General features: G+C 62.8%; 20 protein-coding genes. 6 read left to right on the forward strand and 14 right to left on the reverse strand.

The annotated features are described in order from the left end of the window. The first annotated feature begins 9 nt into the window (after window positions 1-9). On the forward strand, window positions 10-1389 hold the full coding sequence (locus tag PSH66_RS28300; protein WP_305428052.1) for a DUF2868 domain-containing protein: 1380 nt from the start codon (window positions 10-12) through the stop codon (window positions 1387-1389). Continuing rightward, a complete protein-coding gene (locus PSH66_RS28305) occupies window positions 1382-2749 on the forward strand; it encodes a GTPase/DUF3482 domain-containing protein (protein ID WP_305428053.1) in 1368 nt (455 codons plus the stop codon). Before PSH66_RS28300 ends, PSH66_RS28305 begins: the two co-directional genes overlap by 8 nt. On the opposite strand, the gene PSH66_RS28310 is transcribed toward PSH66_RS28305, so the two are convergent. The 7 genes from PSH66_RS28310 to PSH66_RS28340 form a co-directional block, all read right to left on the reverse strand. Further along, on the reverse strand, window positions 2728-3303 hold the full coding sequence (locus tag PSH66_RS28310; protein WP_305428054.1) for a phosphonate degradation HD-domain oxygenase: 576 nt from the start codon (window positions 3301-3303) through the stop codon (window positions 2728-2730). The two genes, PSH66_RS28305 and PSH66_RS28310, sit on opposite strands and share 22 nt — an antisense overlap. After that, window positions 3300-4433 (reverse strand): TIGR03364 family FAD-dependent oxidoreductase, encoded by a 1134-nt coding sequence (locus PSH66_RS28315; protein ID WP_305428055.1) that lies wholly within the window; start codon window positions 4431-4433, stop codon window positions 3300-3302. Before PSH66_RS28315 ends, PSH66_RS28310 begins: the two co-directional genes overlap by 4 nt. A 123-nt stretch (window positions 4434-4556) precedes the next feature. After that, window positions 4557-5579, reverse strand: coding sequence for a putative 2-aminoethylphosphonate ABC transporter substrate-binding protein (locus PSH66_RS28320; RefSeq protein WP_003176732.1), 1023 nt, complete (start codon window positions 5577-5579; stop codon window positions 4557-4559). A gap of 27 nt (window positions 5580-5606) precedes the next feature. Next, window positions 5607-7319: a putative 2-aminoethylphosphonate ABC transporter permease subunit gene (locus tag PSH66_RS28325; protein ID WP_003176733.1), complete on the reverse strand. Its 1713-nt coding sequence runs from the start codon at window positions 7317-7319 to the stop codon at window positions 5607-5609. Window position 7320: 1 nt separating this feature from the next. After that, window positions 7321-8385: a putative 2-aminoethylphosphonate ABC transporter ATP-binding protein gene (locus PSH66_RS28330; RefSeq protein ID WP_305428056.1), complete on the reverse strand. Its 1065-nt coding sequence runs from the start codon at window positions 8383-8385 to the stop codon at window positions 7321-7323. Between the two features lie 246 nt (window positions 8386-8631). Next, complete coding sequence (locus PSH66_RS28335) at window positions 8632-9495, reverse strand: LysR family transcriptional regulator (protein ID WP_305428057.1); 864 nt, start codon at window positions 9493-9495, stop codon at window positions 8632-8634. Between the two features lie 15 nt (window positions 9496-9510). Next, window positions 9511-11769 (reverse strand): heavy metal translocating P-type ATPase, encoded by a 2259-nt coding sequence (locus tag PSH66_RS28340; RefSeq protein WP_305428058.1) that lies wholly within the window; start codon window positions 11767-11769, stop codon window positions 9511-9513. 86 nt (window positions 11770-11855) lie between these two features. On the opposite strand from PSH66_RS28340, the gene cadR reads away from it, so the two are divergent. Beyond that, window positions 11856-12296, forward strand: coding sequence for a Cd(II)/Pb(II)-responsive transcriptional regulator (gene cadR, locus PSH66_RS28345; protein ID WP_003176737.1), 441 nt, complete (start codon window positions 11856-11858; stop codon window positions 12294-12296). 66 nt (window positions 12297-12362) lie between these two features. Here cadR and PSH66_RS28350 read toward each other — a convergent pair whose 3' ends face one another. The 3 genes from PSH66_RS28350 to PSH66_RS28360 form a co-directional block, all read right to left on the reverse strand. Next, window positions 12363-13196 carry a thymidylate synthase gene (locus PSH66_RS28350; RefSeq protein WP_003176738.1) on the reverse strand — a complete coding sequence of 278 codons (834 nt, stop codon included), beginning with the start codon at window positions 13194-13196 and terminating at the stop codon, window positions 12363-12365. Window positions 13197-13248: 52 nt separating this feature from the next. Next, complete coding sequence (gene lgt, locus PSH66_RS28355) at window positions 13249-14061, reverse strand: prolipoprotein diacylglyceryl transferase (protein WP_003176739.1); 813 nt, start codon at window positions 14059-14061, stop codon at window positions 13249-13251. Between the two features lie 80 nt (window positions 14062-14141). Continuing rightward, window positions 14142-14924 carry a sulfite exporter TauE/SafE family protein gene (locus PSH66_RS28360; RefSeq protein WP_003176740.1) on the reverse strand — a complete coding sequence of 261 codons (783 nt, stop codon included), beginning with the start codon at window positions 14922-14924 and terminating at the stop codon, window positions 14142-14144. A gap of 122 nt (window positions 14925-15046) precedes the next feature. Here PSH66_RS28360 and PSH66_RS28365 point away from each other — a divergent pair, with 122 nt between their 5' ends. After that, complete coding sequence (locus PSH66_RS28365) at window positions 15047-15793, forward strand: NRDE family protein (RefSeq protein ID WP_003176741.1); 747 nt, start codon at window positions 15047-15049, stop codon at window positions 15791-15793. Between the two features lie 42 nt (window positions 15794-15835). Here PSH66_RS28365 and ptsP read toward each other — a convergent pair whose 3' ends face one another. After that, a complete protein-coding gene (gene ptsP, locus PSH66_RS28370; RefSeq protein ID WP_017530922.1) occupies window positions 15836-18115 on the reverse strand; it encodes a phosphoenolpyruvate--protein phosphotransferase in 2280 nt (759 codons plus the stop codon). Between the two features lie 22 nt (window positions 18116-18137). Further along, complete coding sequence (locus PSH66_RS28375) at window positions 18138-18617, reverse strand: RNA pyrophosphohydrolase (RefSeq protein ID WP_003176750.1); 480 nt, start codon at window positions 18615-18617, stop codon at window positions 18138-18140. A 143-nt stretch (window positions 18618-18760) separates the two neighbouring features. On the opposite strand from PSH66_RS28375, the gene PSH66_RS28380 reads away from it, so the two are divergent. After that, on the forward strand, window positions 18761-19417 hold the full coding sequence (locus PSH66_RS28380; protein ID WP_003176752.1) for an HAD family phosphatase: 657 nt from the start codon (window positions 18761-18763) through the stop codon (window positions 19415-19417). 32 nt (window positions 19418-19449) lie between these two features. Here PSH66_RS28380 and PSH66_RS28385 read toward each other — a convergent pair whose 3' ends face one another. Continuing rightward, window positions 19450-19863: a DUF2269 family protein gene (locus PSH66_RS28385; protein ID WP_078826488.1), complete on the reverse strand. Its 414-nt coding sequence runs from the start codon at window positions 19861-19863 to the stop codon at window positions 19450-19452. 43 nt (window positions 19864-19906) lie between these two features. Further along, entirely contained in the window at window positions 19907-21421 is a 1515-nt protein-coding gene (ilvA, locus tag PSH66_RS28390) for a threonine ammonia-lyase, biosynthetic (RefSeq protein ID WP_042945428.1), read from the reverse strand. Between the two features lie 136 nt (window positions 21422-21557). On the opposite strand from ilvA, the gene rpiA reads away from it, so the two are divergent. Continuing rightward, the gene (gene rpiA / locus PSH66_RS28395; RefSeq protein WP_003176756.1) at window positions 21558-22229 is read left to right on the forward strand and encodes a ribose-5-phosphate isomerase RpiA; all 672 of its coding nucleotides are present in this window, start codon (window positions 21558-21560) and stop codon (window positions 22227-22229) included. Window positions 22230-22279 lie beyond the last annotated feature (50 nt).

Raw genomic sequence — 22279 nt, forward strand, 5'->3', positions numbered from 1 at the left:
GGACGGCGCGTGACTGCACTGACCCCCCTGCACAGACTCTGGCTGACAGAAACCGTGCGCCTGCGTGAAGAACACGCCGGCGCCTTGGAAGACCAGGAAGCCAACCGTCTGGCCCGCAAGGCCGGCGGCGACCTGCCGACGCGCATTCAGCACCGCGCCTTGCACCTGGCCGAACGCGACGGTCTGAGCACCGCCCTCACCCATTGGCTGCAAGGCGCGCGCCTGGCGCTTGTGGTGCTGGCGATTGTCGCCATCATCAGTGGCGCCGGCCTGGCTTTGGCCGCGCTCGGCAACGGCCTGGCCCCGGTGAATGTGTTCTGGGCCCTGGGCAGCCTGCTCGGCTTGAACCTGATCCTGCTGCTCAGTTGGGTCATGGGCCTGCTGTTTACCGGCGAACACAGCGCCAGCCTCGGTCGCCTGTGGTTGTGGCTCAGCGAAAAACTCGCCCGCGACGCCAAGGCCGCGCAACTGGCGCCGGCGTTATTGCTGTTGTTGCAGCGCCAGAAACTCAATCGCTGGGCCGTCGGCGTACTGGTCAACGGCCTGTGGTTGCTGGCGTTGCTCAGCGCGCTGGTGGTCCTGCTGATGCTGCTCGCCACAAGGCGCTACGGCTTCGTGTGGGAAACCACCATTCTTGGTGCCGACACTTTTGTCGCCGTCACCCAGGCCCTCGGCACGCTGCCTGGGTTGTTCGGCTTCAACGTGCCGACAGTCGAGATGATCCGCGCCAGCGGCGACTCGGCATTGAATATCGAAAACGCCCGCCAAGCCTGGGCCGCCTGGCTGGTGGGCGTGTTGCTGGTCTACGGCCTGCTGCCACGACTGCTCCTCGCCCTGCTGTGCCTGTGGCGCTGGAAACGCGGGCGCGCCGCATTGCGCCTGGACCTTAACCTGCCCGGCTACAGCCCGTTGCGCGAACGCCTGATGCCGAGCAGCGAACGCCTCGGCGTCAACGACGCCGCACCGGAACAACTGCACCAGGTCAGCGGTGGTGTGAACGAACTGCAAAGCGACGGCGCGCTGGTGGTGGCCATCGAACTGGACGATCAACGGCCCTGGCCGCCCAAATTGCCCGGCACCGTAAAAGACGCCGGTATTCTCGACAGCCGCGAATCGCGCCACAAACTGCTGGAGCAACTCACGCGCTTCCCGCCCGCGCGCCTGGCCATTGCCTGCGACCCGCGCCGCTCGCCGGATCGCGGCAGCCTGGCGCTGATCGCCGAACTGGCGCGCAGTGCCGCGGCCACCCGCGTGTGGTTGCTGCAAGCGCCACCGGGCCAGGCGCTGAACGCCGAGCGCCTGGGCGATTGGCACACCGCGCTGCAACAGTTGGAGCTGCCGTTTGCCGACTGTGCGCCGCTGAACTGGCTGGAGACCGGTCATGACTAAGCCGCTGAAACTCGCCGTGGTCGGCCACACCAATGTGGGCAAGACCTCGCTGCTGCGCACCCTGACCCGCGATGTGGGCTTCGGCGAAGTCTCCCATCGTCCCAGCACCACGCGACACGTGGAAGGCGCGCGCCTGTCGGTGGAGGGCGAAGCCCTGCTGGAGCTGTACGACACGCCCGGCCTGGAAGACGCCATTGCCCTGCTCGACTACCTGGAACGCCTCGACCGCCCCGGCGAACGCCTGGACGGCCCGGCGCGCCTGGCACGTTTTCTTGAAGGCAGCGAAGCACGCCAGCGTTTCGAGCAGGAAGCCAAGGTGCTGCGCCAACTGCTGGCCTGCGACGCCGGCCTGTATGTGATCGACGCCCGCGAACCGGTGCTGGCCAAGTACCGCGACGAGTTGCAAGTGCTGGCCAGTTGCGGCAAACCGCTGCTGCCGGTGCTCAACTTCGTCAGCAGCAACGATCACCGCGAGCCGCACTGGCGCGAAGCCCTGGCCCGCCTCGGCTTGCATGCGCTGGTGCGTTTTGACAGCGTCGCGCCGCCCGAAGACGGCGAACGTCGCCTGTATGAAAGCCTCGCCTTGTTGCTGGAAACCGCACGGCCGCAACTGGAACGTTTGATTGTGGATCAAGAGGCCCAGCGTCAGGCCCGCCAGCAAAGCGCCGCGCGGTTGATCGCCGAGCTGTTGATCGACTGCGCCGCGTGCCGACGCAGCGTGTTCACTGAAGATGAGCCGCAAGCCATCAGCGAGTTGCGCAAGGCCGTGCGCCAGCGCGAACAAAAATGCGTGGAGGCGTTGCTCAAGCTGTTCGGCTTTCGTGCGCAGGACGCCGCCGCCAGTGATCTACCGCTGCTCGACGGCCGCTGGGGCGATGACCTGTTCAACCCGGAAACCCTCAAGCAACTCGGCGTGCGCGTGGGCGGTGGGATCGCCGCAGGCGCGGCCGCCGGTGCCGGTGTGGACTTGTTGGTCGGCGGGCTGACCCTCGGCGCTGCCGCCCTCGCCGGCGCCATCGCCGGGGGTGCGCTGCAAACCGCGCGCAGTTATGGCAGCCGTCTGCTGGGCAAAATCAAAGGCCAGCGCGAACTCACCGTGGACGACAGCGTGCTGCGCCTGCTCGCCCTGCGCCAACGCCAGTTGCTCAAGGCCCTGAACCTGCGCGGCCATGCCGCGATGCACAGCATCAAGGTCGATACGCCCCAGGACAAAACCTGGCGCGAAGGCAAGTTGCCGGACGCGCTGCACAAGGCCCGCGCCCATCCGCAATGGTCGTCCCTCAATCCTCACGTCAAACTGAGCCAGGCAGAGCGTCAGGAACAGGTTGAAGCCCTCGCTCAGCGCCTCGACGACACCTGAGCTGCCAGCACCTGGCGGGCCTTGGCCTTGAGCATTGCCAGGTCAAGCAGCGGCACATGCCTGTGTTTGGCCTGCTCGTCCCAATGGCGCATGCGCAGGCTGATCCGACAGAGCGGGTCCTGCTCGAAGACACGCGCTTCTTCGGCGCTCATCACACCGCCCTGATAACCCAAGGTTCGGCGGCTGGCTTCGCTCAGGCGCGCGTAGTAGTCCGGCTGACTGAACGTCAGGTAACGCTTGGCCTGCACATGGTATTCCACCAGTTTGGCCATGCGTTCACTGAAGCCCGCACGCCGTAGATAGTCCGCCCCCAGCCGCTCATGGCTGACCACGCCATACCCACCCATGTTCTCGCCGCCTTCGCCGCAAATGTGCCCGATATCGTGGAAGAACGCCGCCAATACCACCTCATCATCGAAACCTTCGGCCATGGCCAACTGCGCGGTTTGGGACATATGCTCGATCTGCGACACCGGCTCGCCGATGTAATCCGCCGTGCCGTACCGTTCGTACAAACCGAAGACTTCATCAACCCCCTGCTCGCGGTTCGTCACGCCTCCTCCCACAACGCACGGATATTGCGCTCGGCCATCGCCGGCCCCACGCTCATGCCTACGCCGGTGTGCATCAACGCCGCGCTCACCCCTGGCGCCACGCGCAGGAACGAAAACGGCCCCGGCCCACGCGCGCCATACACCCCCTGCCAACGCTCCACCACCTGGAGCGTGCAGCCCAAGGTCTGCTCGGCCAGTTCGATCAGCCAGTCGTCGACCTGCTCGGCATTGAACGGCGACGCATCGCTGCCGTAATCGTGGGAGTCGCCGATGATCAGTTCGCCATGGGGCGTCGGGCTGATCAGCAGGTGAATCCCGTGCTCGTGCAGGTGCGGTGTTTCACGCAGGATCTGCGCCTGCACCGGCGCGGCTTCCGGCAGGTCGGCGAAGGCGCCGTAATGCACACAACTGAGGCCTGTGAGCAACGCATGTTGCAGGTTCAGGTTCACCGCCGGCCGGGCGCGCAGCATTTGCAGGCGGCAGACATGCGGGTTGAGCTGGGCAATTGATTCGGCCAGCAGGGTTTGATAATCGTGGCCGGAACAGACGATGATCTGCTCGCCACGAAAGCTGCCCGCCGTGCTGTGCAACTGGCCCGGTTCGACGTCGCGCACCAGGGTGGAAAAGTAGAACTCCACGTCAAGCTGCTGGCTCAGGTAGTGGATCAACGCCGGGATGGCTTCGCGCGAATACAGTTGCTGATCGTCCTTGCCATGCAGTGCGGCGCGGTGATGGCGGAACTGGCCGCCATACAGATCCCTCAGCGCCGCGCCCTGCAACAACTCGACGTTGTAGCCGTGTTGCCGGGCGCGGCCAGCGCAAAAGGCTTCCAACAGATGTTCTTCGGCTTCGGTGCGGGCAAACAGGTACGCGCCATTGCGCTTGAGTTGCAGGCCCGCCACCTGCGCCCAATGGCCCCAGATTTCGCGGCTTTCCCGCGCCAGGTCGAGCATCGGCCCCGGCGGCTGGCCGGTGACCAATGCCTGGCCGAAGTTGCGTACCGAGGCGCCCAAGGGCATGGCGCTGCGCTCGAACACCTTGACCTTGAGGCCACGCTTGGCGGCGGCGTACGCGTGGGACAGGCCGAGGATGCCGGCGCCGACTATGAGCAGGTCGCTGTGGTGTGTCATTGAGTGATGTCCTGAATTCGAAGCCGCCATCGGGGGCAAGCCCCCTCCCACACTTGAAGGTATTCACAAATCGAATGTGGGAGGGGCTTGCTCCCGATGAGGCCGTCAGCCTTAACAAAGAGCTTACTGACCCGCCACCTTCTCCGACTTGCCGTCATAACGCTTGCGCCACTCAGCCAGGATGCTGTCGCGGTTCTTCGAGGCCCAGGCAAAGTCGTTCTTGATCAATCGCTGCTCATAATCGGCCGGCAATTCGGTCTGCGGCTTGGCGATACCCGGCTGGGCGAGTACGGCGAAGTTGTCCTTGTACAGCGCCATCGCCGCCGGGCTGGCGGAGAAGTCGGCGAGTTTTTTCGCCGCATCGGCGTGGGCCGTGCCCTTGATCACAGCCGTGGCCTCAATGTCCCAGCCCAGGCCTTCCTTCGGCAGGATGATGTCCAGCGGTGCGCCCTGGCGCTTGAGCTGTATGGCCGGGTATTCAAACGAAATGCCAATCGGAAACTCCCCCGATGCCGCCAGCTTGCACGGCTTGGAGCCGGAGTGGACGTACTGGCCGATGTTCTGGTGCAGGTCGTCCATGTACTGCCAACCCTGTTTTTCGCCAAAGGTCTGCAGCCAGGCGCTCACGTCCAGAAAGCCGGTGCCCGAGGACGCCGGGTTAGGCATGACGATCTTGCCCTTGTACTCAGGCTTGGTCAGGTCTTGCCAGCTCACCGGTTTGGTCAGGCCCTGCTTTTCGGCTTCGACGGTGTTGAAGCAGATAGTCGCCGCCCACACGTCCATGCCGACCCAGGCCGGTGGGTTGGCGGCATCGCGGTAGTTCTTGCCGATCTTGTCCAGGTCCTTCGGTGCGTAGTTATCGAGCATGCCCTGCTGGTCGAGGATCGCCAGGCTGGAGGCGGCCAGGCCCCACACCACGTCAGCCTGCGGGCGGTCCTTCTCGGCCAGCAGCTTGGCGGTGATGATGCCGGTGGAGTCGCGCACCCATTTGATCTCGACGTCGGGGTTGGCTGTTTCGAACGCCTGCTTATAGGTCTTCAACTGCTCGGCTTCGAGGGCCGTGTACACGGTGAGCTCGGTCTTGGCGAAGGCATTCAGGCTGAATGCAGTGAGTGCGGCAGCGACCAGCGCCAGGGGCTTGAACATGAATCACCTCCTTTAATGGGGACGGATTTATTTACCCGGCGCGCTCTGGCGCCAGGCTTGAGAGCGGCGCAACACGCCACGTGAGGCCCACGCCAGCAGCAGCGAGACGCTGGCCGACGTGAACAGGATCAGGGTCGACATGGCCGCCGCACCGCCCACATTGCCGGCGTCGTCCATGTTCAGCACGGCGACGGCAGCGAGGATAGTGTCGGGGCTGTAGAGGAAGATGGCGGCGGACACGGTGGTCATCGCCGACACAAACAGGTAGCGCACGATATCCAGCAGCGCCGGCAGGCAGATCGGCACGGTGACGCGCAGATAATGACGGTACAGCGGCGCCTTCAGCGACAGCGCGGCGGCTTCGAACTCGCTGTCCAACTGGCGCAGCGCCGTGGTGGCGGTCATCTGCGCGGTGGTCAAATAGTGAGCGATGGTGCACACCACCAGCAGGGTCATGGTCCCGTAGAACACATGCAGCGGGTTACCGTTGAGGTTGAAAAAGAACACGTAGCCCAAACCCAACACCAACCCCGGCACGGCCATCGGTACGAAGCTGAGCAGGCGCAACGCCAGGTTCAGGCCCTTCTGACCCTGGGTCTTTTCCATCAGGTAGGCGCCGGTAAAAATCAGCACGCTGCCGATCAATGCGGCGCACAGCGCCAGGGTCAGGCTGTTGCGATAGGCCAACCAGCCGCCGCCCGCCGTGTCTTCGAATTGGTAATGATTAAGCGACAGCGACAGGTTGTACGGCCAGAACTTGACCAGCGAGGAGTACACCGCCATGCCGAACACCAGCAGCAACACCGCACAGATCAGCAGGACGATCGCCAGGTAGCTGCCATCCCTTACCCGCGACGGCGCCGGTCGGAACACTTGGGCACGGCCACTCATGGCATCGCCCTGCCGACGGCGCAGCCACGCATCCACGCCAAAACTGAACAGCGCCGGCAGCAGCAACACCATGCCGATCAGCGCGCCGCGTCCAAACTGTTGCTGGCCGACCACCGCCTTGTAGGCCTCCAGTGCCAGTACCTGGTAATCGCCCCCCACCACCACGGGCACGCCGAAGTCGGTGATGGTCAGGGTGAACACCAGGCAGAACGCGGCGAACACCGCCTGGCGTGTCGCCGGCCAGGTGATACTGCGAAACGCCCGCGCCGGGCTGGCACCCATGCTGGACGCCGCATCGAACAGGCGCGCATCCGCCAGCGACAGCGCCGACAGCAAGATCATCAGCGCATGTGGGAAGGTGTAGATCACCTCCCCTAGAACAATGCCCCAGAAGCCGTAGATATTCTCCGAGAGCAGCCCGCGCAACAGGCCCTGGTTACCGAACAAGTACACCAGCGCAATGCCCGGCAGCATCGACGGCGCCATCAACGGCAGCAGCGACAGGCCGCGCCAGATCGCCTTGCCGGGAATCAACGTGCGCTGCAGGGCGTAGGCAAACAGGTAGGCCAACGGTACGACGATGGCCGCGACGCTGAGAGAAACTTTCAGACTGTTACCCAGCAGCCAGTGGAAGTTTTCGCTGGTCACCAACGCCCGGGCAGCAATCAGCCCGCCGCCCTGCCCGGCCTCACTGCTGAAGCCGCGCCAGAAAATCGCCAGCAAGGGCAACAACACAGCGACGCCGAGCAACAGCAGCCACAGTACTTTGCCGCCCACCACAAACAGGCGGTCGCCCCTTTCGGCGCGGGAAACCTGGCGCGGCATCGGCAGCGTCATCACGCCAGCCATCTCAGGCAAACACCTGCAGGCTGCGCGGCGGCAGGGCCACCCAAATGTGCTGGGCGCCCAGGCGCGGCATGGCTTCGGGGGCCAGTTCGGCCAGCAGCGGGTGACCGGGCAACTGCTCCAGCTCAAAGCTCATGCGGCAGCGGTTGCCAAGGAAGGTGATCTCGCGGACCTTGGCCGGGAACAGGTTTTCTTCATGCACAGGGGGGTTCACGCTGATGGCTTCCGGGCGGCAGAACAGACGACCGGACCTGGCCCCACCAGCATCATCGGCCAGGCGCATATTCATCCCGCCGACCTGGGCGTGGCTGGCGCTGTTGCGGCTGAACGGCAGCCAGTTGCCCTGGCCGACAAACTCCGCCACGAACGGTGTGGCCGGGCGGTCGTAGATCTCCTGGGGCGTGGCGTATTGCTCGACCTTGCCGTTGTTCATCACGGCAATCCGGTCGGCCATCAACATGGCTTCGTCCTGGTTGTGGGTGACCATCAAGGTGGTGACGCCCAGGCGCCGTTGCAGCTGGCGCAGTTCAGTGCACAAGTGCTCACGCACACGGGCGTCCAGCGCGGACATGGGTTCGTCGAGCAGCAACAACGACGGGGCCGGCGCCAACGCACGCGCCAGCGCTACACGTTGCTGCTGACCACCGGAGAGTTGACCGGGGTATTTTTTTTCACTGCCCAGCAGGCCCACCAGCTCAAGCATCTGCCCGACGCGCTTGCGCACTTCATCGCGGCCACTGCCGGTGAGGCCGTAGCCGATATTCGCTTCGACGGTGAGGTTGGGAAACAGCGCGTAGGACTGGAACAAAATGCCGTAGTCCCGGGCCTGGGGCGGCAGCAGGGAAACATCGCGGTTGCCCAGGTAAAGCTCACCGCTGTCCTGGCGCTCCAGGCCGGCGATGCAGCGCAGCAAGGTGGTCTTGCCGCAACCGGACGGCCCCAGCAGGCACACCAACTCGCCAGCGGCGACGTCCAGGGACACGTTGTCCAGCGCGGTAAAGGCGCCGAAGCGTTTCTGGATGGCACGCACCTTCATCGGCGCGCCGGGTTGGGTCAGGGCTGTGTTCATGGGGGCACCTCATCGAACGAATGAGGGCCATGCTAGGCAGGCAATGCGTCGTGCATGTGGCAGGAAGGCAAAAGGCGGTGATAGTGGTATTGGTGGATTTGGGTAGGACTCATAGGGATGGGTTGCCTGGTCTGGCGCTATCGGGAGCAAGCCCCCTCCCACATTCGATCGAGTTCCAACATGGGAACGCGGTCACCTGTGGGAGGGGGCTTGCTCCCGATTGGCCCCAAAGGCCACCACAACACTTCAGAGTGGCGACATTTCCTGCGCCAACCCCAGAAAAGCCGCCGGCAGCCGCGCACCTTTACGCTCCTTGAGGCAGTAAAGATACTCCGCGATCTGCGGCGCATTCTCGAGGGTCAACACCCGCAGCTGTGGGTCATGCGGCACTTCCTGGCGGGCAATGATGCTGATGCCGATATTGCGCAGCACCGCCTCGCGGATCGATTCGCGGCTGCCGATTTCCAGCAGCGGGCCGTAGCTCACGCCGGCACCTTGCAGCATTTCTTCGGTGAGACGGCGTGTGGTGGAGCCAGCTTCGCGCATCAACAAGGTGTGCCCGGCCAGTGCGGTCAAGGGCACATGATCGAGCTTGGCCAGGGGATGATTACGGTGCACCGCCAGCACCAGCGGGTCGGTGCCGAGTACCCGACGAATCAGGCGCGGGTCTTCCAGCAGTTGCGAAGAGGCCGCGACATCGACGCGGTAATCGTCCAACGCCTCGAGCACCTGCTGGGAGTTGCCGATTTCCACCGACACGTCCACTTGCGGCAGGCGCTCGCGAAAGGCTTTGACCAGATCCAGGATGTAATACGGCGCCGTCGCGGCAATGCGCAAGGCGCCCTGGACCTGGCCGTTGTTACGCAGGAAAAATTCGATATCCGCTTCCTGCTGCAACAACGCCTTGACCATCGGCAACAGCCGCGCGCCTTCGTCACTCACCGTGAGGCGGCGACCGCCACGGTAGAACAGCTCAACGCCGTACTGGCTTTCCAGGTTGCGAATCTGGGTGGTGACCGTGGGCTGGCTGAGGCCGAGTTTCTTCGCCGCCTGGGTGATGCTGCCCAGGCGGGCTACCATGAAAAACGCCTTCAGCTCGGCACTCAGCACACCACCCTCTCATCCTCATTTGCGCAACAGGCGCAGGCCATTGAACACCACCAGCAGGCTCACGCCCATGTCGGCGAACACCGCCATCCACATGGTGGCCATGCCCAGGAACGTGACCGCCAGGAAAATCGCCTTGATCACCAACGCCAGGGCGATGTTCTGCTTGAGGATACTCGACGTTTGCCGCGACAACCGAATGAAAGCCGGGATCTTGCGCAAATCATCGTCCATCAGCGCCACGTCGGCGGTCTCGATGGCGGTGTCGGTGCCGGCGGCGGCCATGGCAAAGCCGATCTCGGCGCGGGCCAGGGCCGGGGCATCGTTGATGCCGTCGCCGACCATACCCACGCGGCGGCCCTGGCCGTAGAGGGTTTCGATGGCGTGCAGCTTGTCGGTGGGCAGCAGGTCACCCTGGGCCTGATCGATGCCGACCTGTGCCGCAATCGCCTGGGCGGTGTGGGTGTTGTCACCGGTGAGCATCAGGGTCTTGATGCCCAGCTCGTGCAGCTGCCGGATGGCTTCGCGGCTGCTGTCCTTGACCGTGTCAGCCACGGCGTACAGTGCCAGCGGGCCTGACTTGTCGAGCAACAGCACCACGGACTTGCCTTGTTTCTCCAGGGCGAAGAGCTTTTCTTCCAGCTGCGGCGAACACAAGCCGAGGTCTTCCACCAGGCGGTGGTTGCCCAGGTGGTAGGTTTTGCCATTGATATCACCGCGCACACCACGACCGGCCAAGGCTTCGAAGTTATCCACAACGTGGCTCGGCAGATTGTTATCCACAGCCGCTTTGGCGATGGCCAACGACACAGGGTGGTCGGAACGCCCGGCCAAACTGGCGGCCAGGGCCGGTGCGCTGTCTTCTACATTGGGGAATAGCGCCAGGTAATCGGTTTGCACCGGTTTGCCGTGGGTAATCGTGCCGGTCTTGTCCAGCGCCAGATAGTCGAGCTTATAGCCGCCCTCCAGGTACACGCCGCCCTTGATCAGGATACCTTTGCGCGCCGCCGCCGCCAGGCCGCTGACGATAGTCACCGGGGTGGAGATCACCAGCGCGCACGGGCAGGCGACCACCAGCAGCACCAGGGCGCGGTAGATCCAGTCGAACCACACGCCGGCCATGAACAGCGGCGGGATCACCGCCACGCCCAGGGCAAACAGGAACACCGCCGGGGTGTAGACCTTGGAGAAACTGTCGACGAAGCGCTGGGTCGGTGCGCGGGCACCTTGGGCCTGCTCCACCGCATGGATGATGCGCGCCAGTGTTGAGTTGTTGGCCGCTGCGGTAACGGCGTATTCCAGGGAACCGGCCTGGTTGATGGTGCCGGCGAAGACTTTGTCGCCCACGGTCTTTTCAATCGGCAGGCTTTCGCCGGTGATCGGCGCCTGGTCGATGGTGGATTGACCGGCCGTGATTTCACCGTCCAGGCCAATGCGCTCGCCGGGTTTTACCCGCACGATGGCCCCAAGTTCGATGTCTTTGACCTCTTGTTCCGCCCAGCTTCCGTCAGCCTGCCGCACGGTGGCCTGTTCCGGGGTCATCTGCATCAAGCCACTGATGGCATTGCGTGCGCGGTCGAGTGACTTGGCTTCGATCAACTCGGCCACGGTGAACAGAAACATCACCATGGCGGCTTCCGGCCACTGGCCGATCAGCACCGCGCCGGTGACGGCAATGCTCATCAGGGCGTTGATGTTCAGGTTGAGGTTTTTCAGGGCAATCCAGCCCTTTTTGTAGGTAGTGAGGCCACCGCTGAGGATCGACACCAATGCCACGATGGCAATCACCCAAGTCGGCGCGGCGTTGGTGAAGTGCAGTACTTCGGCACCCAACGCCCCCACACCGGACAACGCCAGCGGCCACCAATGTTTCCTGACGGGCGACTCGGCGGCCGGGGTGCCTTGTTCAATCGGGTCGGCCTGCATGCCCAGGGATTTGATCGCATCGATGATCGGCGCCGTGCTCGGCAAGTCATGAGTGACGCCGAGGATGCGGTTGATCAGGTTGAATTCCAGTTGCTGCACGCCGGCCAGCTTGCCCAGTTTGTTCTGGATCAGCGTTTGCTCGGTGGGGCAGTCCATGGCTTCGATGCGAAAGGTGCTCAGGCGCGAGCCGGCGGTAGGGGCCTGGCTCAGTTGCACCCGCGCAGGAGCCGGGGTGCCGGAACAGCAGGCACCGCCGTGGCCGTGGTTATGCACAGGCGTCAGCTTCTTCTCGCCATGGTCATGGTCATGTTTGTGCGGGGAGAGGTGCGGGGTGTGAAGGGAATCGCTCATCAGGTCGCGTCCATAAAAGGTGCCTGTTGCCAAGTAAAGACCCTGTAGCCACTATAGGGTCAAGCACCCTTTTGGAGATTGCTGCGATGAAGATCGGCGAATTGGCCAAACTCACCGACTGTCCGGTGGAAACCATCCGTTATTACGAGAAAGAAGGCCTGCTGCCGCCCCCGGCCCGCACTGACGCCAACTATCGCGTGTACACCCAGGCGCACACCGAACGGCTGGTCTTTATCCGCAACTGCCGCAGCCTGGACATGACCCTCGAAGAAATCCGCAGCCTGCTCAGCCTGCGCGACAGTCCCCAGGACCAGTGCGAAAGCGTGAATGCGTTGATCGACGAGCATATTCACCATGTAAAAGCACGGATCGATGGGCTGTTGGCGCTGCAGGAGCAATTGCTGGATTTGCGCCAGCGCTGTGGGGGTGGGGAGCAGTGTGGGATTTTGCAGCGGCTGGAGGTGAACGGGAGTGTGCAGCCCAGTGAAGCTGAGCCTTCACACGTGGGCAGAAGCCATGGCCATTAACCCAGACTGGTAACCGGATAAAAATGTGGGAGCAAGCCCCCTCCCACATTTGGACCGAGACCGACTTTAGATCGCCACGTCCGCCTTGATGCTTGGATCGGCCTCGTACCCCACGATCTCGAAGTCTTCGAACTTATAGTCGTAGATTGATTCGGGCTTACGCTTGATCACCAGCTCCGGCAGCTTCTTCGGCGTGCGCGCCAGCTGGGTGCGGATCTGTTCCATATGGTTGCTGTAGGCGTGGGTGTCGCCGGTGGTGACGATGATCTCGTGGGGGATCAGGTCGCACTGTTGGGCCAGCATATGGGTGAGCAGCGCCAGGGCGGCGGTGTTGTACGGCAGGCCAAGGAACACATCGGAACTGCGGATGTATAACTGCATCGACAGATGACCGTCATGCACAAATGCCTGGTACAGCAGGTGGCACGGCGGCAGGGCTTGCTTGCCGTTGCGCGCGTTTTCCTGGGGGCTCTTGGTCTCGTCCGGCAGGTATTCGACGTTCCAGCCGTGGAACAGGATGCGCCGGCTGTTGGGGTTGGTCTTGAGGGTGTGAACCATGTAGTCGATCTGGTTGATCGTGCCGCCGTCCTTGGTCGGCCAGGCAGTCCACTGCTCGCCGTACACCGGGCCCAGGTCGCCGTCTTCGGTGGCCCATTCGTCCCAGATGCGCACACCGTTTTCGTTGAGCCACTTGATGTTGGTGTTGCCGCTCAACATCCAGATCAGTTCGTTGGCGATGCTTTTGAAGTGAAGCTTTTTGGTGGTCAGCAGCGGGAAGCCGTCGGCCAGATTATGCCGATACTGACGGGCGAACACGGCCTTGGTGCCGGTGCCGGTGCGATCGCCCTTGGTCAGGCCATTGGTCACGACGTCGTTCAGCAGCTCGAGATATTGCTTCATATCATTACCTGTATCGTTGAAGCCGAGACCTCGCAGGCCCCGGCATTCGAATTCAAAGCGCGGTGTTCTTCAACGGCTGCGGGCGATTGTACGCCCACCACAGCAGGCCCAGGCCTACCAGGATCATCGGGATGCTGAGCACCTGCCCCATGGTCAACCAGCCCCACGCCAGGTAACCCAACTGGGCATCCGGCACGCGCACGAACTCGACGATAAAGCGGAAGATCCCGTAGAACAACGCGAACATGCCGGAAACGGCCATGGTCGGACGTGGCTTGCGCGAGAAGAGGTAAAGGATAAGGAACAGCGCCACACCTTCCAGAGCGAACTGGTACAGCTGCGACGGATGGCGCGGCAGTTGCGCCGGATCGCTGAACGGAGGGAAGACCATGGCCCAGGGCACGTCGGTCGGCTTGCCCCACAATTCGGCGTTGATGAAGTTGCCGATACGCCCGGCGCCCAGGCCGATCGGCACCAGCGGCGCGACGAAGTCCATCAGTTCGAAGAACGACTTGCCGTTGCGACGGCCAAACCACCAAGCCGCGATCATCACGCCGATGAAGCCACCATGGAACGCCATGCCGCCCTTCCAGACCTCGAAGATCAGCATCGGATTGGCGATATACGCAGGAAGATCGTAGAACAGTACATACCCCAGACGCCCGCCGACGATCACCCCCATCGACAGCCAGAACACCATGTCGGAGAGTTTTTCCTTGGTCCAGGTCGGGTCGAAACGGTTCAGGCGCCGGGACGCCAGCAGCCAGGCGCCGCCGATGCCGATCAGGTACATCAACCCGTACCAGTGGATTTTCAGCGGACCGATGGCCAGGGCCACCGGGTCGATCTGCGGGTAAGGCAGCATTGCGACTCCTCGTAAAATCATTCGTTATAGCGACCGGACCATGCCCGGGCGCGATTAAGCGTGCGTTACAGCAACTGCCGTCAAATCAGAAAATTTATACCGACGCAAAACAGCAGGCCGGCGAACAGCCGCTTGAGCAAGCGCGGCGACAAGCGGTGCGCCAGGCGTGCGCCAAAGCGCGCGAACACCATACTGGTCAGGGCAATCCCCAGCAGTGCGGGCAAATACACGAACCCTAGACTATGAGCGGGCAGCAACGGGTCATGCCAGCCCAGAATCATGAAACTTAATGCACTGGCCAGGGCAATCGGCAGACCACAGGCCGAAGAGGTGGCCACTGCCTGCTGCATCGGCACGCTGCGCCAGGTTAAAAACGGCACGGTCAGCGAGCCGCCACCGATGCCGAAAATCGCCGAGGCCCAGCCGATTACCGTACCGGCCAGGGTCAGCCCGACCTTGCCCGGCACCGTGCGGCTGGCCTTGGGCTTGAAATCCAGGCCCAGTTGCACCGCCACGACCAGCGCAAACACACCGATGATCTTTTGCAAATGCGGGCCGGAAATCGCCTCGGCAGTCAGCGCGCCGAAGCCTGCGCCGATCAAAATGCCTACCGTCATCCACACGAAGATCGGCCAACGCACCGCGCCGCGCCGGTGGTGCTCACGCACGGCATTGATCGAGGTAAAGATAATCGTCGCCAGGGAGGTGCCCACGGCGAGGTGAGTCAGCACCTGCGGGTCGAAGCCCTGCACGGTGAAGCTGAACACCAGCACCGGCACAATGATGATCCCGCCGCCGACACCGAACAGCCCCGCCAGCACGCCTGCGCAGGCGCCCAGCAGCAAATACAGCAGAAATTCCATGGGAGCCCCCGAATCAAGTCCGGCATGTTAACGGATGGAAGGCGTGCTACCCAACTGGATACGATGGAACGCCTCCGGTTGTGTGGGTAGAGTGGCAAAAAACCACAAAGGGAAATCGCCTGATGTGCCTGATTGTTTTCGCCTGGCGGCCGGGCCACGCCCAACCGCTGATCGTCGCGGCCAACCGTGATGAGTTCTACGCCCGCCCCAGCCTGCCGCTGGCCCAGTGGCCGGATGCGCCGCACGTCTACGCCGGCCGCGATCAGGAAGCCGGCGGTACCTGGTTGGGGGTGAATGCCGAGGGGCGTTTTGCCGCGCTGACCAATATCCGTGATCCGCATCAGCCGCCGGCACGCAAGTCCCGCGGGGAACTGGTGGCGCGGTTTCTCAGTGGTTCGCTGTCGATTGAGGATTATTTGGCCGACGTTAACGGCCGTTCGATTGAATATGCCGGGTTTAACCTGCTGGTGGGGACCCAGGATGAGCTGTGGCACTACAACGCCCATCACACCGAGCCCACGCAGTTGAAACCGGGCGTGTATGGGTTATCCAACGCAGGGCTGGACACGCCTTGGCCAAAACTGCTCAAGACCAAAGCCGCGCTGAGCGAATTGCTGGCCGATCCGCAGCCTGAAGCGCTATTGGAGATTCTGAGCGATCCGCAGATTGCGCCGTTTGCCGAGCTGCCGGATACCGGCGTGGGTCTGGCGACCGAAAGTCTGCTGTCGAGCGTGTTTATCGCCAGCCCCACTTATGGGACACGGGCGAGCACGGCGTTGATTGTGAATGCCGATGGCACACGGCGGATGGTGGAGCGCAGTTTTGGGCCGCAAGGTGGGCGGCTGGGTGAAGTAGAGCTCAGAATTTAGCGGCATGATCGTTCCCACGCTCTGCGTGGGAACGATCAGGTTCTAAAGGGTTTTGGCCGACGCCGGGTTGATCATCCGCGTCAGCCCCAAATTCTTCAGCGCCAACTGCAGCGAGCTGTGGATAACTTGCGGGTTGTCGATGGTCATCAGCTCGGCCAGCAGGTCCTTGGCCATGCTCAGTTCAACCTGGCGCAGCATCCACTTCACCTTCGGCAAGTTGGTGGCGTTCATCGACAGGCTGTCAAAGCCCATTGCCATCAACAGCACCGCCGCCGCCGGGTCACCGGCCATTTCACCGCAGATACTCACCGGCTTGCCTTCGGCATGGGCGTCGCGCACCACGTGTTGCAGCGCTTGCAGCACCGCCGGGTGCAGGTAGTCGTAGAGGTCGGCCACCCGTGGGTTGTTGCGATCCACGGCCAGCAGGTATTGAGTGAGGTCGTTGGAGCCCACCGACAGGAAGTCCACCTGCCGCGCCAGTTCCTTGGCCTGGTAAACCGCTGCCGGGATTTCGATCATCACGCCAATCGGCGGCATCGGTACGTCGGCACCTTCGTCGCGCACTTCGCCCCAGGCACGATGGATCAGGTGCAGGGCCTCTTCCAGCTCATGGGTGCCGGAGATCATCGGCAACAAAATACGCAGGTTGTTCAGCCCCTCGCTGGCCTTGAGCATGGCGCGGGTCTGTACCAGGAAAATCTCGGGATGGTCGAGGGTGACACGAATGCCGCGCCAGCCAAGGAAGGGGTTGTCTTCCTTGATCGGGAAATACGACAGGGACTTGTCGCCGCCGATGTCCAGGCTGCGCATGGTCACCGGCAGCGGGTGGAAGGCTTGCAGTTGCTCGCGATAAATCGCCAACTGCTCCTTCTCGCTCGGGAAGCGCTGGTTGATCATGAACGGCACTTCGGTGCGGTACAGCCCCACGCCTTCGGCGCCACGTTGCTGCGCACGCGCCACGTCAGCCAACAGCCCGGTATTCACCAGCAACGGCACCCGGTGGCCATCGGTGGTCACGCACGGCAGTTCGCGCAATGAATCGAGGCCCAGCGCCAGTTGTTTCTCTTCTTCAACCACTTCGGCGTATTGCTTGCGCAGTACTTCGCTGGGGTTGGTAAACACTTCGCCACGATGGCCATCGACGATCATGTCGATGCCGTCGACCTTGGAGTACGGCAGGTCCACCAGGCCCATCACCGTCGGAATGCCCATGGCGCGGGCCAGGATCGCGACGTGGGAGTTGCCCGAACCGAGTACCGAGACCAGGCCCACCAGTTTGCCCTCAGGCACTTCGCCGAGCATGGTGGCGGTCAGCTCTTCACTGATCAGGATGGTGTTGTCGGGATAGACCAGGTTGGTGCTGCGGTCTTCCTGCAGATACGCCAGCAGACGGCGACCGAGGTCGCGCACATCCGAGGCGCGCTCGCGCAGGTAGGCGTCGTCCATCAACTCAAAACGGTTGACGTGATCGGTCACCACTTGGCGCAGCGCACCCTGGGCCCACTGGCCGGTCTTGATCACGGTCTTGACTTCGTTACCCAGGGACGCGTCGTCGAGCATCATCTGGTATACGTCGAACAGCGCACGCTCTTCGGGACGCAGTTGGGTGGCCAGCTTGGTCGACAGGTTGCGCATGTCGGCGCGCACGCCTTCCAGGGCGGTCTTGAACAGTTTGATTTCGGCGTCGATGTCGTCGACGGATTTGTCCGGCACCACATCAAGGTCGGCCGGCGGCAACATGACCACGGCTGTACCGACGGCGGCGCCCGGCGAACCCGGCACACCGACGAACTTGGCTTCCTGGATGCCCTTGCCCTGACGGCCCAGGCCACGAATCGAGCCGGTGGCTTCAGCGTGGGCAATAACCCCGGCGAGCTGTGCGCTCATGGTCACGAGGAAGGCTTCTTCACCTTCATCGAACTGACGGCGTTCTTTCTGCTGGATGACCAACACGCCGACGACGCGGCGGTGGTGAATGATCGGTGCGCCGAGGAATGAGGCGTAACGCTCTTCGCCGGTTTCGGCAAAGTAGCGATAACGCGGGTGATCGGCCGCGTTTTCGAGATTCAGGGGTTCTTCACGCGTCCCCACCAGGCCAACCAGCCCTTCATTGGGCGCCATGCTGACCTTGCCGATGGAGCGCTTGTTCAAGCCCTCCGTGGCCATCAGCACAAAACGGTTGGTCTCTGGGTCCAGCAGGTAAACCGAGCAGACCTGGCTGCCCATGGCTTCCTTGACGCGCAACACAATAATCCCCAACGCCGCCTTGAGATCCTTGGCGGAGTTAACTTCCTGGACGATCTTGCGCAGCGTATTGAGCATGGCTCGGGGTCGAACTCCGTCGTCAGTCGCGCGCTAATAGGCGCGGGGCAAGCTCTTTGAGAGCGCGACGATAAACCTCGCGCTTGAATGTCACCACCTGGCCCAACGGGTACCAATAGCTGACCCAGCGCCAGCCATCGAACTCCGGTTTACCGGTCAAATCCATCCGCACCCGCTGCTCGTTGGAGATCAGGCGCAGGAGAAACCATTTTTGCTTCTGGCCGATGCACAGCGGTTGGCTGTGGGTACGCACCAGGCGTTGCGGCAAACGATAGCGCAACCAGCCACGGGTACAGGCCAGAATTTGCACATCTTCACGCTCAAGGCCGACTTCTTCATTCAACTCACGGTACAAGGCGTCTTCAGGGGTTTCGTCGGGGTTGATTCCACCTTGAGGAAACTGCCAGGCATCTTGGTTGATTCGGCGAGCCCATAGCACCTGTCCGGCATCATTCGTAAGAATGATCCCGACATTAGGACGGAAACCATCGGGGTCGATCACGGCAACAACCTCGCAAACGCATGTCGCCGCATTGTTCCACAAAGGTTGTTCCAGCGGCAACGAGGCTTCTTAGCTTATGTGCACTCTTGTGAAAAGACCGTATTCTGGACGCCTTTTTACAGACTTTTCAGCGAGTAACTGCAATGCGCCTGGCTTTATTCGACTTGGACAACACCCTTCTCGGCGGCGACAGCGACCACGCGTGGGGCGATTACCTGTGCGAACGCGGGATTCTCGACGCCGTAGCCTATAAGGCTCGCAACGACGAGTTCTATCAGGATTATCTGGCCGGCAAGCTGGATAACGCCGCCTACCTGAACTTTTGCCTGGAAATCCTCGGCCGCACCGAGATGGCCCAGTTGGATGAGTGGCACAACGACTATATGCGCGACTGCATCGAGCCGATCCTGCTACCCAAGGCCGTGGAACTGCTGGCCAAGCATCGCGCCGCCGGCGACAAGCTGGTGATCATCACCGCCACCAACCGTTTCGTCACCGCGCCAATTGCCGCACGCCTGGGTGTCGAAACCCTGATCGCCACCGAGTGTGAGATGGAAGACGGCCGCTACACCGGGCGCAGCACTGATGTGCCGTGCTTTCGCGAGGGCAAGGTCACGCGCTTGAATCGTTGGCTGGAAGAAACCGGGCATAGCCTGGAAGACAGCTATTTCTATAGCGATTCGATGAATGACCTGCCGTTGCTGGAGCAGGTGACGCACCCGGTGGCGGTGGATCCGGACCCCAATCTTCGCGCTGAGGCTGAACGGCGCGGCTGGCCGGTGATTACGCTGCGTAGCTGATGGCCCTATCGGGGGCAAGTCGGTCTCAAGCCTTAAACCGGCTTGGCCCCCATGAGCCCCGCAATCGCCACGAACCCCACCAGGCTGACCACCGCCAGCACCAGGGTGAAATTCAGACTGCCACCCTCCCCCTTGCGCAGGCGGTTAAGCCGCGCCACCAGCCAGAACCAGGCCAGCGCCGCGACGGTGTAGAGGAGGCTGGAGCCCAGGATCCAGGTCTGCCCCAGCGGCCAGCCGGTCAGGTGCACCAACCACCAGCCGGTGAACGGCATGCTCACCACGCAAATGCCCATCAGCAACCACACGAACGCCCACGGGCGCTGCACGGTCACCGCCGCGCCGGCACTGCGTTTGCGCCAGGCCAGCAGCGCCAGGCCGAGGCCGCTGAGCAGTAACACCACGGTGGCCGCGATGTGGATAACTTTCAGGGTGATCAGGGTTTCCATGTGTCGTCTTCCTTAAAGGCCGCGCCTCAATCAGCGTAGTCGCTCAACCGAGGAACAGTTTATAGGCCGGGTTATCGCTCTCATCCCAGTACGGGTAGCCAATCGCTTCCAACGCGGCCGGCACCAGGTGACGCTCGCTCGCCGGTACTTGCAGGCCAGCGACCACACGGCCGTCGGCGGCGCCGTGGTTGCGATAGTGGAACATCGAGATGTTCCAGCGCCCGCCCAATTTGTTGAGAAAGTTGAACAAGGCCCCCGGACGCTCCGGAAATTCGAAGCGAAACACCACTTCGTTGCTGACGTGCGCCGCATGCCCACCGACCATATGGCGAATGTGCAACTTGGCCAGTTCGTTCTCCGTCAGGTCCAACACCGGAAAACCCTGCTCGGTGAGGCTGGCGATCAGTGCACTGCGCGGATCGTTTTCCGGGTGGGTCTGCACGCCAACGAAGATGTGCGCCTCGCTGCCGGAGTGGTAGCGGTAATTGAATTCGGTGATCTGGCGCTTGCCCACGGCCTCGCAGAACGCCTTGAAGCTGCCGGGCTGCTCGGGAATGGTCACGGCGATGATGGCTTCGCGGCCCTCGCCCAGCTCGGCGCGCTCGGCCACGTGACGCAAGCGGTCGAAGTTGACGTTGGCGCCGGAGTCGATGGCGACAAAGGTCTGGCCGCTGACGCCACGGGTTTCCACGTACTTCTTGATGCCCGCCACACCCAGGGCGCCCGCCGGTTCGGTAATGGAACGGGTGTCGTCGTAGATGTCCTTGATCGCTGCACAGATTTCATCGGTGCTCACGGTGATCACTTCATCGACATAGTCTTTGCAGATATCGAAGGTGTGCTGGCCGATCTGCGCCACCGCCACGCCATCGGCAAAGATCCCGACCGTCGGCAACACCACGCGTTCGCCCGCCGCCATCGCGGCTTGCAGGCAGTTGGAGTCGTCCGGCTCTACGCCGATGATCTTGATCTCGGGCCGCAGGTATTTCACATACGCCGCAATGCCGGCGATCAGCCCGCCGCCGCCCACCGGTACGAAAATCGCGTCCAGCGGCCCCGGGTGCTGGCGCAGGATTTCCATCGCCACGGTGCCCTGCCCGGCAATGGTGTGCGGATCATCGTAAGGGTGAATGTAGACGTAGCCTTTTTCGTCGACCAGCTTGAGCGAGTAGGCCAGGGCTTCCGGGAAGGAGTCACCGTGCAGCACCACTTTGCCGCCACGCGAGCGCACGCCTTCGACCTTGATCTCCGGGGTGGTCTTGGGCATCACGATGGTGGCCTTGACCCCCAGCACCTTGGCCGCCAGCGCCAGGCCCTGTGCATGGTTGCCCGCCGAGGCGGTGACCACGCCACGCGCGCGTTCTTCGGCACTCAACTGGGTCAGCTTGTTGTAGGCGCCGCGAATCTTGAACGAGAACACCGGCTGCAAGTCTTCGCGCTTGAGCCAGACCTTGTTGCCCAGGCGCTCGGAGAGCTGACGGGCGGTCTGCAGCGGGGTTTCTACGGCGACGTCGTAAACGCGCGAGGTGAGGATCTTTTTGACGTAGTGTTCAAGCATCGGCGGAATCACTGGGCGGGTTGGGCAGGGCCGAGGAGTCTAACCCGGCTTTTAGCCGTACGACCACACGAATCCCGAGGTTTTGTTGGGTTATACTCGCGCGCCTCGATAACTCCCCGCCCGTTCCGGAGCCCGCATGACCCAGGATCAACTCAAACAGGCAGTGGCCCAGGCCGCCGTCGATTTAATCCTTCCCAAGCTCGACGACAAGAGCATCGTCGGTGTCGGCACAGGCTCCACCGCCAATTGCTTTATCGATGCGCTGGCCCGGCATAAAGGCGCATTCGACGGCGCCGTGGCCAGTTCCGAAGCCACCGCCGCGCGCCTCAAGGGCCACGGCATTCCGGTGTACGAGCTCAACACCGTGAGCGACCTGGAGTTCTACGTCGACGGCGCCGATGAAAGCGACGCGCACCTGAACCTGATCAAGGGCGGCGGCGCGGCCCTGACCCGTGAAAAGATCGTCGCGGCCGTGGCCAAGACCTTCATCTGCATCGCCGACGCCAGCAAGCTGGTGCCGGTACTGGGCGCCTTCCCGTTGCCGGTGGAAGTGATCCCAATGGCCCGCAGCCATGTGGCCCGCGAGCTGGTGAAACTGGGCGGCGACCCGGTGTACCGCGAAGGCGTGTTGACCGACAACGGCAACATCATCCTTGATGTGTTCAACATGCAGATCACCAACCCGGTGGAGCTTGAGACGCAGATCAATGCGATCGTCGGCGTGGTCACCAATGGCCTGTTCGCCGCGCGCCCAGCCGACGTGCTGCTGCTCGGCACTTGCGAAGGCGTAAAAACCCTCAAGGCCTGATGCAAAACCAAATGTGGGAGCAAGCCCCCTCCCACACTTTTGATCGGCGG

The organism is Pseudomonas sp. FP597 (genome assembly GCF_030687435.1).
Taxonomy (GTDB): domain Bacteria; phylum Pseudomonadota; class Gammaproteobacteria; order Pseudomonadales; family Pseudomonadaceae; genus Aquipseudomonas; species Aquipseudomonas lactucae.